Source organism: Micromonospora sp. NPDC005172 (assembly GCF_040608555.1).
Lineage (GTDB): Bacteria > Actinomycetota > Actinomycetes > Mycobacteriales > Micromonosporaceae > Micromonospora.
Map to the genome: position 1 here is coordinate 20,500 of NZ_JBEXIL010000014.1, position 12,502 is coordinate 33,001.

The 12,502-nt window shown below is 69.3% G+C and carries 13 protein-coding genes; 4 read left to right on the forward strand and 9 right to left on the reverse strand.

Features of this window, described 5'->3' with window-relative positions; translation table 11 throughout:
- The first annotated feature begins 3 nt into the window (after positions 1–3).
- Complete coding sequence (locus ABZV06_RS12265) at positions 4–1,230, forward strand: glycosyltransferase family 4 protein (protein WP_355620861.1); 1,227 nt, start codon at positions 4–6, stop codon at positions 1,228–1,230.
- Positions 1,231–1,285: 55 nt separating this feature from the next.
- Positions 1,286–2,131, forward strand: coding sequence for a PIG-L family deacetylase (locus tag ABZV06_RS12270; protein ID WP_355620864.1), 846 nt, complete (start codon positions 1,286–1,288; stop codon positions 2,129–2,131).
- 101 nt (positions 2,132–2,232) lie between these two features.
- Here ABZV06_RS12270 and ABZV06_RS12275 read toward each other — a convergent pair whose 3' ends face one another.
- From ABZV06_RS12275 to ABZV06_RS12285, 3 genes are all read right to left on the reverse strand, one after another.
- A complete protein-coding gene (locus tag ABZV06_RS12275) occupies positions 2,233–2,583 on the reverse strand; it encodes a GNAT family N-acetyltransferase (protein WP_355621077.1) in 351 nt (116 codons plus the stop codon).
- Positions 2,481–2,894: a carboxymuconolactone decarboxylase family protein gene (locus tag ABZV06_RS12280; RefSeq protein WP_355621080.1), complete on the reverse strand. Its 414-nt coding sequence runs from the start codon at positions 2,892–2,894 to the stop codon at positions 2,481–2,483. The genes ABZV06_RS12275 and ABZV06_RS12280 overlap by 103 nt, the downstream gene beginning before the upstream one ends.
- A 267-nt stretch (positions 2,895–3,161) precedes the next feature.
- Positions 3,162–3,407 carry a hypothetical protein gene (locus tag ABZV06_RS12285; RefSeq protein ID WP_355620867.1) on the reverse strand — a complete coding sequence of 82 codons (246 nt, stop codon included), beginning with the start codon at positions 3,405–3,407 and terminating at the stop codon, positions 3,162–3,164.
- Positions 3,408–3,683: 276 nt separating this feature from the next.
- Here ABZV06_RS12285 and ABZV06_RS12290 point away from each other — a divergent pair, with 276 nt between their 5' ends.
- Positions 3,684–4,289 carry a hypothetical protein gene (locus ABZV06_RS12290; RefSeq protein WP_355620870.1) on the forward strand — a complete coding sequence of 202 codons (606 nt, stop codon included), beginning with the start codon at positions 3,684–3,686 and terminating at the stop codon, positions 4,287–4,289.
- 13 nt (positions 4,290–4,302) lie between these two features.
- Here the strand turns inward: ABZV06_RS12290 and ABZV06_RS12295 are convergent, their stop codons facing one another.
- The 6 genes from ABZV06_RS12295 to ABZV06_RS12320 form a co-directional block, all read right to left on the reverse strand.
- A complete protein-coding gene (locus ABZV06_RS12295; protein WP_355620873.1) occupies positions 4,303–5,694 on the reverse strand; it encodes a nitrate/nitrite transporter in 1,392 nt (463 codons plus the stop codon).
- A 42-nt stretch (positions 5,695–5,736) separates the two neighbouring features.
- Positions 5,737–6,066: a Rieske (2Fe-2S) protein gene (locus ABZV06_RS12300; RefSeq protein WP_355620876.1), complete on the reverse strand. Its 330-nt coding sequence runs from the start codon at positions 6,064–6,066 to the stop codon at positions 5,737–5,739.
- On the reverse strand, positions 6,066–8,699 hold the full coding sequence (gene nirB, locus ABZV06_RS12305; protein ID WP_355620879.1) for a nitrite reductase large subunit NirB: 2,634 nt from the start codon (positions 8,697–8,699) through the stop codon (positions 6,066–6,068). Before nirB ends, ABZV06_RS12300 begins: the two co-directional genes overlap by 1 nt.
- Positions 8,699–9,046, reverse strand: coding sequence for a molybdopterin oxidoreductase (locus ABZV06_RS12310; protein ID WP_355620881.1), 348 nt, complete (start codon positions 9,044–9,046; stop codon positions 8,699–8,701). The genes nirB and ABZV06_RS12310 overlap by 1 nt, the downstream gene beginning before the upstream one ends.
- Before the next feature lie 16 nt (positions 9,047–9,062).
- Positions 9,063–11,189: a molybdopterin oxidoreductase family protein gene (locus ABZV06_RS12315; RefSeq protein ID WP_355621083.1), complete on the reverse strand. Its 2,127-nt coding sequence runs from the start codon at positions 11,187–11,189 to the stop codon at positions 9,063–9,065.
- 166 nt (positions 11,190–11,355) lie between these two features.
- Complete coding sequence (locus ABZV06_RS12320; RefSeq protein WP_355620884.1) at positions 11,356–11,730, reverse strand: hypothetical protein; 375 nt, start codon at positions 11,728–11,730, stop codon at positions 11,356–11,358.
- A 577-nt stretch (positions 11,731–12,307) separates the two neighbouring features.
- Between ABZV06_RS12320 and ABZV06_RS12325 the strand changes: the two genes are divergently transcribed.
- A complete protein-coding gene (locus ABZV06_RS12325; protein ID WP_355247807.1) occupies positions 12,308–12,481 on the forward strand; it encodes a hypothetical protein in 174 nt (57 codons plus the stop codon).
- Positions 12,482–12,502: the final 21 nt, after the last annotated feature.

Here is a 12,502-nt window from a genome sequence, read left to right on the forward strand (position 1 = left end):
TTCGTGTCGCGACGGTACTGGCCGGCGGTCTCCGGGATGAGCGCGTACGCCGAGAACCTGCTGGCGCACCTGGTCCGTGCCGGTCACGAGCCCACCCTGGTGTCTCAGTACCGAGGCGACGCCGCGGGTCGCGCCGTGTACGGCGGAGGCCCACCTCCGTCGGACCGGGTGCCCGCCGGCGTCGAGGTGCACGCTCTGGAGGCGCGCGGGGAACAGGCGGTGGGTCGGGGCGAGCCGGCGGACTTCGAGGCCGACGTCGCGGAGATGACCGACACCGTGCTGCGGCTGCACGCCCGCCGACCCTTCGACGTGCTGCACGCGCAGTACGCGTACCCCAACGGGCTTGCGGTGCTCCGTGCGGCACGGGCGGCCGGGCTACCCGCCGTGGTCTCCGTGCAGGGCGGCGACGGCCACTGGGTCGGCACCTGCTGTACCACCCACGGTCACCTGGTGCGGGCGGTCTTCGCCCACGCGCCGGCATTGCTGATCGGATCACCGTCGTTCGCCGCCGAGGTCAGCCAGCGGCACGAGCTCGACCCGACCCGTTTCACCGTCGTTCCCGGCGCGACCGACACCGAACGATTCGTGCCGGTCGCGTCTCCCGGTCGGGTCTCCGACCCGGCGGTGCTGCTCTACCACGGTCGGGTCGACGCGCGGAAGGGCGTGCTCGACCTGCTCGACGCGGTCGCCAAGCTTCGCGCGGAGGCGGTTCCGGTGCGTCTGCTGCTCTCGGGTATCGGCCCGGACCTGGGCGCTGTCGAGACCCGGATCACGGAGTTGGGCCTCCTCGACACCGTCGAACTGCTCGGTGCGGTGCCGTACGAGCGGGCCCATGAGGTGTACGCGCGGGGAGAGATCTTCGTCAGCCCCACCTACGCGGAGGGTTTCTCCAACACCATCCTGGAGGCGATGGCCAGCGGCCTGCCGGTCATCTCCACCGACGTGGTCGGCGTGCGCGACTGCGTGCGCCCGGAGGAGAACGGTCTGCTGGTGCCGGCCGGTGATCCGGCGGCACTGGCGGGCGCCGTCCGCCGCCTGCTCGACGACGCGGCGCTGCGCCGTCGGCTCGCCGGGCAGGCCCGAAGTGACGTCGAGCAGCAGTGGAGTTGGCCGGTGATCGCTGGTCGGATCACCGCCGTCTACGACGGGCTGGCCGCGTCCGTACCGGAGATACCCGACCCGCCGGTCGACTCGACCTGTCGCTTCCGCGCGGCACCCCACCTGCTGTGAGCGCGAGGAGGAGGCGGGGTCTGCCAGCTCCGCAGCCCGGAACGGCAGGTCGCCGGTGACGACGGGTTCCGGGGTCGCGGTGGCGGTCAGCCCGCACCTGGACGACGCGGTGTTCTCCGTCGGCGGCACCCTCGCGGCGCTGGCCGCGGCGGGTTGGACGGTGCGGGTGGTCACCTGCTTCACCGCCAGCGTGCCAGACCCGTCACCGTTCGCCCTGGCCTGTCAGCTCGACAAGGGGATCGCGGCCGACGTCGACTACATGGCGCTGCGCCGGGCGGAGGACGAAGCAGCCTGTGCGGTACTCGGGGTGCAGCCGGTACACCTGCCACTGCCCGAGGCGCCACACCGCGGTTATCCCGACCCCGCCGCGCTCTTCGCGGGTGTCCGAGGTGATGACCGGGTGGCGGCTGCCCTCGTACCAGCGCTGCGTCCGCACCTGGCGGAGGCCGACCTGATCTTCGCTCCGCAGGCCCTCGGCGACCACGCCGACCATCGCGTCGTCAGCGAGACGGTCGCCGCGCTCAGGCCGGACGGCCTGTGGTGGCGCGATGTGCCGTACGTCAGCCGGCAACCAGCGGCGTCACCGTGGCGTGGCGTGCCCGACGGCGTCGAGGCGGGCGCCGACATCAGCGATCACCTGGCCAGGAAGGTGACGGCCGCCGCCAGCTATCACAGCCAACTCGGGTTCCAGTTCGGCCAGATCGGGGTGGCTCCGCTGCTGCGCAACCTCGCCGCAGAGGAGGCTGCCAGGTTGGGCCTGCCGGGCGCGGTCGAGGCGTTACGCGGGCGGATGGACCATCTCCGGTTGATCGGCGCGGTGTCACCGGGGGCCCGCGGGATGGACGTGGTCCCGTCGGCGGCCGTGCAGCGGGAGCCACTGAAGGACCGTCACTGCGACTGAGCGCCCGGGAACAGCTGAGCCTGCATGGCCGTCGGCGCTCGTCGTTCGGTATAGCAGAGCGTCTGAGCGGAGGGCATCTGTGTGATGAATGTTTGATTCGTCTACATCACGGCGGTGGCAGCAGGCCGAGAGTAGTTGTATACGACGTAGTCTCTGTAGACGGCGATCTTGTCGTACAACGCGCGGGCGTCTGCGTCGACCTCGGTATTCCAGTACAGGCGCGGGGAGCCATGTTCATCGCCGTCCTTCGCCACCCACTCGATCATCGCCGTGGCGATACCTTGGCGTCGTGCCTGCGGGTCTACGAACAATTCCGCCAGGTAGCACCTACCGGCTGACGACGGTGAGGTTAGCCGGCCGGGGTAGGGCTTGCCGGGACAGGAAGCAGGTTGCGCTCCGCGAAGACCTTCTTGGCGACGAGCGTGGCGTTGACGGCCCTCGGCACGCCGCAGTAGACCACCGCCTGCAGCAGCGCCTCGACTATCTCCGACGGCGTCAAACCCGCGTTAAGTGCCCCGTTGACGTGTACCTCCAGCTGGGACCCGGCATCACCGAGACCGGTCAGAATGCCGAGGGTGAGTAGCTCCCGGTCCCGGCGCGCGAGCTGGGGCCGGACGTAGAGATCCCCGTAGGACCAGGCCACGGAGCGACGGCTGAGTTCGGGTGAGACGTCGGCGAGGGCTTCCAGAAGTCTCTGCGCGGCGCCGCCGTCGGCCTGTCGCAGCGCCTCAAGACCCCGCTCGTACTGCTCGTCTCCCGCCATGGTCACGCCCTACCTCTGTCCATCGTCCTGTCGGCTGGACCGACGGGTACCCATTGCCGTGCCGGACAAACGGGTCGCGTCCGGCACGGCAGTCGACAGGGGCCCGGCCCGACGAGATCAAGGAGGGCGTCCTCCAAGTTGCTTTTGCCGCACCAGGACGCCGTCCGAGGCGAGGCCGTCCGTGCTCGCTGATGGCTGCCGACGTGTCGTGCCGATATTAGGGGAGCAGGCTGGGGAGCCGTTGAGTCGGCGGGGACAAGGCTGCGGTCATTCGAACAGTGCTCTGTTGCAGGCGAACGAGAGGTTGAACGATGCTGTAGATATTTCAAGGGCCTTGAGAGACATTTCGTCGGCATTCCTTGCCGTCTCAGCCTCCTCGACCTTTCTGAGCAGCACAGATCCGCGTTGGGTCACAAGGTTGACCCCCGAATGAACTGCCGCCTCGGCGATGGGCCGCATCACTGCCGGGTTGTCGTGGGTGACCGCCTTGTAGGCGGCGATCAAGGCGCTCACCGTGCCATCCAGGTGCCGGTAGCCCGTACCTCCGGCAGTCAACAGCGGGCACGAACGGTCCCGCCTCCTGGGGTTGGCCTGCCCGCCAATTCGTCGTCGGCCTTCGATCTCGTAGCGGATCTCTTGTGCGTCAGGGCAGGGGGTCGAGGTGGCTCGCGTGGTCGGGTGGGCTTGCCGGGCGTCGCGGCTCAAAGGGCGCTTCATCCGTCGGCGATCGGGTACCGGCTGTCAATGCGCTTACACCCCGGCGAGCCCGAGGCCGTTGATCGGCGGGTAATGACCGCGCTCGACGTCGTACGACAGTTGCGCGATGCCTCGCCCGACGTGACCGGCCGTCCGTTGGTGATTGCGATCGACGGCCGGGGTGGCGCAGGGAAAACGACCCTGGCCGACTGGCTACGCAGGTTGGTGCCCAACTCCGCCGTCGTGCACACCGACGACATCGCCTGGAACCATGCCTACTTCGATTGGGGCGCCCCACTCGCCGAGAACGTGCTGCAACCGCTGCACCGCGGCGAGGCGGTGAACTTTCGCCCTGACGCCTGGATCGCTCACGGTCGAACCGGATCGGTGACGGTGCCTGCCGACGTGGACGTGGTGTGGGTCGAGGGCACCGGCATCATCCGTGACGAACTCGCTGCGTGGCTGGACGCCTCGGTGTGGATACAGGGTGACCTCGATGAGCAGGAGCGCTGGACGATCATCCGTGACGGCAACTCCCCAGAGCAGCAGGAACATGTGGCGAGTTGGCTAGCGGAGGAACTGCCGTTCCTGTTACGGGAGCAACCGTGGGCGCGCGCCACCTTGATTGTCGCGAGACCAACGAATATCGATCACGACCCGGGCACGGAGTTGGTCGTAGCCCCACCGATCAGCCCGTAGCACGTCATCGCTGTCAGACGCCGTCAAGTCGACGCGGCGACGGGCGCAGGTACACGAACCAGGTGATCACGAAGCAGAGTGCGTAGAAGGCGATGAAGGCGATGTAGGCCGCATCCGCCGTCTTGTAGGTCAGGAACGACTGCCGGAAGGCGAGATTGACGAGGACTCCGCCGAACGCGCCGATGGCACCCGCGACGCCGATGAGTGCGCCGGAGAGGCGCCGTGCCTCGTGCTCCGCCGCCCGCTCGTGCGGGTCGGCCGCGCCGGCGGCGGTCAACTGCACACCGCACCTGGCTCGGAAGATCGCCGGGATCATCTTGTACGTCGAGCCGTTGCCGACGCCGCTGAACACGAAGAGTGCGATGAAGCCGACCAGGTACAACGGCAGCGAGCGTTGCTGGGAGGCGAGCAGGACGATCGACGCGCCGACCGCCATCGCCACGAAGTTCACGAAGGTGACCCGGGCCCCGCCGAGCCGGTCGGCCAGGACACCGCCCACGGGACGGATGAGCGAGCCGAGCAGCGGTCCGAGGAACGTCAGGTACGCGGCCTTCACCGGGGTGTCGAAGGTATCGGCGAACTGCACCTGGAGCACCTGGCCGAAGGCGAACCCGAAGCCGATGAACGACCCGAACGTGCCGGTGTAGAGCAGAGACATGATCCAGGTGTGCGGTTCCCGGGCGACGTCGCGCATGGCCCGTTTCTCGTTGCGGGCATGGCTGAGGTTGTCCATGAACACCGCGGATCCGAGTGCGGCCAGCACGATCGCCGGTAGGTAGATGCCGGCGACGATGCCGGGACTGCCCGCCCCCAGGACTGCCAGCACGAACAGGCCGACGAGCTGGACCGCGGCGACGCCGAGGTTGCCTCCGCCGGCGTTGATGCCGAGCGCCCAGCCCTTGAGCCGGTCCGGGTAGTAGGCGTTGATGTTCGCCATCGAGGAGGCGAAGTTCCCGCCGCCGACGCCGGCCAGCGCGGCGATGAGCAGCAGCGTCGAGTACGAGACGCCGGGCTGGATCAGGAGAGCGCCGAGCAGGCTCGGGATCAGCAGCAGCGACGCGCTGATGATCGTCCAGTTGCGGCCGCCGAACCGGGCCACGGCAAGGGTGTACGGGATACGCAGTACCGAACCGACCAGTGCGGGCACGGCGGTGAGCAGGAATTTCCCGGCCGGGTCGATGCCGTACTGCGGCCCGAGGAACAGCACCAGTACCGACCACATCGTCCAGATGGAGAAGCCGATGTGTTCGGAGAAGATGGAGAAGATCAGGTTGCGTCGGGCGATGCGGGATCCTCGGCGTTCCCAGAAGAGGGGGTCCTCGGGCCGCCAGTCGTCGATCCAGTGTCCGCGAAGGGTCAGGCTGCGCCGGTCCTGCTCGATGCTGCCGGGCACGGCCGTGGTCATGGTTCCTCCCAGTGAAAGTCGTCGGTCGGCTCGATTCGATCCTCAGGTGGGCGGCAGGCCCACCACCAGGCGTCCGTCGGCGTCGGCACGGACCGGGTACACAGTGAGTGGGGACTGTCCGGTGGTCGAACAGCCGGTCGCCAACTCGAAGGTGTTCTGGTGCAGAGGGCAGACGACGACCGTCATGTCCACCAGGCCGTCCGCGAGCGGCCCGCCGGCGTGCGGGCAGACCGCCGACACCGCGCGCAGGCTGCCGTCACGCAGCCGGAAGACGGCGATCATGTCGGCCCCCACGACATAGGCACGCCCCTCCCCGTGGGGGATCTCGTCGACCGGCCCGAGCCGGTGTTCCACGGCGACGAGCTTGGCCATCACGCCCGCCTCGCGGATGCCGGGCCGGCGCCGTTGCCCTGGTGGCCGTTGCCCTTTTGGCCGTTGCCGGCCGAGCCGTCCGTCACCGAGCCCGGCCCCGGCACGGCGGAGCCGACCGACGGCACCACCGGCCCCGGGACAGAAACCGGTACGGCTTCGCGGACCGGCACCTGGGGCAGGACCGCCAACGGCAGGGAGGTACGGAACTGCCCTGGAGTGACCGGGTCGCGCCGTTCCAGCCACGGGTCGCGGTATGCGGCCACGGAGGCGTCCATTGTCGCGTCGAGCCGCGCCGCGATGCCGTCGCTGTCGTCGACGACCACGGCCCGGATGTGGTCGATGCCGAGCCGGGGCACCCACGCGTACGTGCGTTCCAACCAGTTCGCGCTCTCCCGGTAGTACTGCAGGAACCGGCCGGTCAGGGTGATGACCTCGTCGGGCGAGTCGACGACGGCGAGCAGGTCCCCCTTGCGTACGTGGGCGCCGGCGGCCCCGCCGACGTAGATCTCCCACTTGCCGCCGTCGATGGCGACAACACCAAGATCCTTGACGTACGCCTCGGCGCAGTTACGGGGGCAGCCGGTGACGGCGAGCTTCATCTTGCCGGGGCCCTCGATGCCCTTGAACCGGTCCTCGATCGCGATGCCGAGAGCGGTGGAGTCGCCGACGCCGAAGCGGCAGAAGTCGGAGCCGACGCAGGTCTTCACCGTACGGAAGCTCTTGCCGTAGGCGTACCCGGACGGCATGTCGAGGTCCGCCCACACCCCCGGCAGGTCTTCCTTGCGGATGCCGAGCAGGTCGAGGCGCTGGCCGCCGGTGATCTTGACCAGTGGTACGGAGTACTTCTCGGCCACCTCGGCGATCCGCTTGAGCTGCGCCGGTGTGGTCACGCCGCCCTTGATCTGGGGGACGACCGAGAAGGTGCCGTCCCGCTGGATGTTGGCGTGCACCCGGTCATTGATGAAGCGGGCGTCGCGTTCGTCGACGTACTCGTCGCCCCACATCATCTTCAACAGCGAGGCCAGGCCCATCTTGCTCTTCGCGTCCTCCGCGCCCCCGGGCACGAGGGTGGCGAACACCGCGGAGACGGACTTCAGGCCGTGTTCGCGGATCACCGCCATCAGCTCCGTCTTGGGCATCGGCACACCGGGGACGTACCAGCTCGCGGCCGGGTCGTCCTCGACCTTGCCGTCAGCGGCCCACTCGACGATCTGGGCGACCAGGCCCTTGCACGATCCGCAGCCCTTGCCGGCACGGGTGGCGTCCATGACACCGGTGAGCGTCTTCACGCCACCCTGCACGGTGCCGACCAGCGCCCGCTTGGTGACGCCGTTGCAGTTGCACACCTGGACGTCGTCGCCGAGCTCCGCGGCACTCACGTCGGCCGACGGCGCGCCGAGGTCGAACAACATCTCGACCCGCTCCTTCGGCAGGGCGAGCCCACGGTCGAAGGCCTGCATGAGGAACGCGACCTTCCGCACGTCGCCGAGGAGAGTCGCGCCGACAAGCCGGTCGTCGCGGATGATGATGCTCTTGTAGACGCCCTTGCGCGGCTCGGCGAAGACGACCGTCTCGTCGTCGTCGCGTTCCGCCTCCTTCAGGCCCATCGACGCGACGTCCACGCCCGCCACCTTGAGCTTCGTGGCCAGTCGAGAGCCGTGGTACGCCGCGTTCGGGTTCGTTCCGGTGATGTGGTCGGCGAGCACCCGAGCCTGCTCCCACAGCGGAGCCACCAGGCCGTACGTCGCGCCGCGGTGCTGGGCGCACTCGCCGACCGAGTAGATGTCGACCTCGTCCTGCACGCGCATCTGGTCGTCCACGACGATGCCCCGCTCCACCGGCAGCCCGCTGGTCGCGGCGATCTCGGCGTTCGCCCGGATGCCGGCGGCCACGACGACGACGTCGCAGGCGATGGTGCGGCCGTCCTTGAGTTTGACTCCGGTCACGGCGTGCTTGCCGAGCACCTCGGTGGTGTGCGCGCCGAGGACGACCTCGATGCCCAGTCGCTCGATGCTGCGCCGCAGGATGGCGCCCGCCTGGGCGTCCAACTGGGCGTTCATCAGATGGCCGGCGGCGTGCACCAGGGTCACGTGGGGCAGGTGATTTTGCAGGCCACGCGCCGCCTCCAGACCGAGCAGGCCGCCGCCGATCACCACCGCGCGCTCGTGCTCGCGGGCGTACCGGACCATGTTGCGGGTGTCGTCGATGGTGCGGAACGCGAACACGCCCTGGTGGTAGCCGCGTCCAGGGCGGTGGATGCCGGGAATCGGCGGGACGAACGCCCGGCTGCCGGTGGCGATGATCAGCTTGTCGTACGGCGTCTCGGTGCCGTCGTCCGCGTAGATCCGTCGGGCGAAGCGGTCGATGCGGGTGACCCGGGTGCCGGCGTGCAGGGTGATGCCGTTCTCGGCGTACCAGGACATGTCGTTGAGGAAGATGCCCGCCTCGTCGTCGGCCCCGGCGAGCACGTTGGAGAGCAGGATGCGGTTGTAGTTGCCGTACGGCTCCTCGCCGAACATCGTGATCGCGAACTGGTCGCCCCCGCCGCGTTCGAGGATCTCCTCGACCGTGCGGGCGCCGGCGATCCCGTTGCCCACCACGACGAGGCGGCGGCGCTGGTCGACGATGTCCATCAGACCTCGACCAGACCCAGGTCGACGATCACGGTGCCGGAAACCCCGGCGGGCGCCGCCACGTGCACCTCGATGCCGGTGCCGGAGTCGAGGTCCTCGACCACTCGCAGCGGCACGTGGACGTCGGACCTGGCGCCGATCGGGAAGTACCGCATCGGCTGGCCGTCGCGCATGAGCACAACACAGATCAGCTCGGCACTGGCATTGCCGCCGCGGAAGTAGACCGGCTGGGCCACGACGCCGTCCGGCACCACGTAGCTGAGCGTGCCGTCGACGAGGCCGGGCCGGTCGAGGCCCTTGCCCTCGAAGCTGTAGACGCCTTGCAAGAAACGGGGAGTGGTGTGCACAGCGACGCTCCCTTGCTCAAAGAGATGCTGGATTGGGCGGCGGGTTGATCAACAGGTCGGTGTCGTCCGGGCCGCCTGCGCGCGCGATCGACGCCGCGCAGGCCTTGAAGGCCGGCATCCGCGAATGGCGGTCCAGCGCCGGGTCGGTCAGCGCGTTCACGGCCGAGCTGCCGCCCCAGTGGAACGGGGCAAAGATGGTGTCGCGGCGGATGCCGTTGGTGAGGCGCGCCCGAAAGAAGGCCCGCCCGCGTCGGCTGCGCAGTTCCACCACGTCGTTGTCCGCGATGCCGTGCCGGCGGGCGAGGTCCGGGTGCAGTTCCGCCCGGGCGTCGGGCAGCGCCATGGTCAGGGCACCGACCCGGCGGGTCTGGTTGCCGCTCTGGTACTGCTGCATGTTGCGGCCGGTGGTCAGCACGTACGGGTAGTCGGCGTCGGGCAGTTCCGCCGGATCGCGGTGCTCCACCCGGAAGAACCTCGCCCGCCCGTCGGCGGTCGGGAACCGGTCGGTGAACAGCCGCGGCGTACCCGGATGGTCCTCGCTCGGGCATGGCCAGAAGACCCCCTGCTCAGCCTCGATACGTTCGTACGTGATTCCGGCGTAGTCGGCTGTCCCGCCGGCGCTGGCTCGGCGCAACTCGTCGAAGACGCGGCGCGGGTCGTCGTCGAAGTAGCGGCCGCGTCCGAGCCGGCCGGCGAGGTCGGCGAGCATCCGCAGGTCGGTGCGGACCTGCGGCGGCGGTGGCAGGGCCCGCTTGCGGCGGATGACGCGTCCCTCCAGGTTCGTCATCGTGCCGTCCTCCTCCGCCCACTGAGCCGTGGGCAGCACCACGTCGGCCATGGCTGCGGTCTCGGAGAGGAAGATGTCGGAGACGACGAGCAGGTCCAGCGCCTGCAGGCGGTCCATCACCCGGTTGGCGTGCGGTGCCGACACGGCGATGTTGCTGGCGAGCACGAGCAGCACGCGTACTCCGTCGTCGGTACCGAGCCGGTCGAGCATCTCCCACGCCGACCGGCCCGGCCGGGGCAGCTCGTCCGGGTCGATGCCCCAGACGGCCGCTACGTGTGCGCGCGCCGCAGGGTCGTCCAGACGCCGGTAGCCGGGCAGTTGGTCGGCCTTCTGCCCATGCTCGCGGCCACCCTGCCCGTTGCCCTGCCCGGTGATCGTGCCGTAGCCGGAGAAGGGCCGCCCGGGCAGGCCCAGGGCGAGGGCCAGATTGAGGTACGCCTGCGCCGTGTCGGTGCCGTTGCTGTGCTGCTCGGCACCGCGAGCGGTGAGCACCATCGCCGACGTGGCGTCGGCCAGTAGCCGTACCGTCTCCCGCAGGTCCCGTTCCGGTACGCCGGTCATCCGCTCCACCCGGTCCGGCCAGTACGCCGCGACGGTGGCGCGGACCGCGTCGAAGCCGCTCGTGCGGTCGCGCACGTACGTCTCGTCGACCAGGCCCTCGCGGATCGCGACGTGCAGCAACCCGTTCGCCAGTGCGAGGTCCGTGCCCGGCAGTGGCTGCAGGTGGAGGTGAGCTCCCCCCGCGGTGGTCGTACGGCGGGGGTCGACGACGACGTGCCGCGCGCCGGCGGCCCGTCCGGCGTCGAAGTACTGCATGGACGGCGGCAGCGCATCGGCCGGATTCGCGCCGACCAGCAGCACGGCCTGCGCCTGGGCGATGTCGGCCAGGGGGAACGGCAGGCCACGGTCGATCCCGAGGGAGCGGTTCGAAGCGGTCGCCGCGGACGACATGCAGAACCGGCCGTTGTAGTCGATCGACGCCGACCGCAGCGCCACCCGGACGAACTTGCCCAGCGCGTACGCCTTCTCGTTGGTCAGCCCGCCGCCACCGAAGGCCCCGACGCTGTCGGGGCCGTACCGGTTCTGGCTGGTACGGATGGCGTCGACGATACGGTCGAGGGCCTCGTCCCAGTCTGCCGCTCGCAACGGGCTGGTGCGATCGCCGGGGTCCTTACGGACGAGAGAGCTCAGCAGCCGGTCACCGTGGTCGAGAAGGTCGGCAGCCGTCCATCCCTTGGCGCACAGACCACCCCTGTTGACCGGGAACTCGGTGGGCGCCAGTAGAGGCGGCCCGTCGCCGATCGTCAGGAATACGCCACACTGCATGGCGCAGTAGGGGCAGTGCGTATCGATCATGGACGATGCGCTCACCCGTCCGATGCTTGCCCGGCACTGTTTCCGATCCATGCCGGGGCCGTAACGCTCTGCGTGGCATCCGCTGCGCCATCCCGGTCAAGGTCGACCAGGCCGCGCGTCGTGGCAACCCGCTATGACAAGCGCTGCGATACGAGGCCACCTCTCGCTATGAGCAGTCGCAGAACGCGGTCGCCTGGACGATGCCCGCGACTTTCACGGTGAGCGTCGGAGTCTCCGCGACGAGACCGACGTCCTTTGCCATGTCGTCGGACCAGACGACGAGGTCATCGCCTCCGGGCGTCGGCCGGACGGCGGAAGTCGTGAGAATCGCCTTGATCTGGAACGTCGCGTTGACGGGCGGCTTCTGGACGTAGGCCAGAGCGACCCAGTCTCCACCGGGGACCTCTTGCGTGGAATCCCACTGGACGTAGTACCGGGGCGCGTCTCCGGGGCAGCATTCGCGCGCGATCAGCACATACGAATGCAGCCCCGTCGCCGCGAGCGTCCTGCCGCGCACCTCGACGGCGCAGGCGTCCTTCACACACTTCACGGTCGTGTCATCTGTCGACGTAGGCGTGAGGATCATGACAGGCGGTGGGGTGCTGGGCGCTGGCGCCGGCGGCGACGCCGGGGGCGCGGACGCCGGGAGGCGGTCGGACTCGGCAGACCTGTCCGCCAGAAGAGTCGGTAAGCCGACGGCGAGCGCCACGATCACCCCGGCAGCGGTGGAGATTGCGACCACGGCTTCCCACAGCCGCGACGGAGAGTGGGGTTGCCGCTCTTCGCTACCTCCTGTGGCCGGGGGCGACGCGTCTTTGTCGGAGACACCATCTGTGCTGCCAGGTGGAGGGCTTTCCTGGGCCTCTTCCTCGTTCACCCCGGATCCCCCCAACCATCTCAGCGGTCGTCGCCAGAATATCGTGAATTCCACTATCGGCGATGGGGTCAATTGTCAGCTTGTCGAAGTGGAGGGTTCGTGGTTGAAGCCAATCAAAGGGTGAAGGACGATTTTCGTTGAGGCGCGCGTCGCGGCCGCCGCGAGTCGCCTGGCGAGGGTGAGGCCGTCCGGCTCGCGGGCCCGACGAGCGGCAGTGCGGAGGACGACGGATACTCGCCTGATGACTGAACCGGATCTCGACCCCGAACAGTATCCGCCCATCGACCCACGTGAACCGGTGCCCGACGACGCGAGCGTCCTTCTGCCTGGCGCGTCGGACGAATTGCCCGAAGCCCCGGCCGAACCGATGCCCGACGACGGTGGCAACGCCGGCGGCGTGCGCGAGCCGGCATAGAGCCATCCTCGGTCGAGCGCG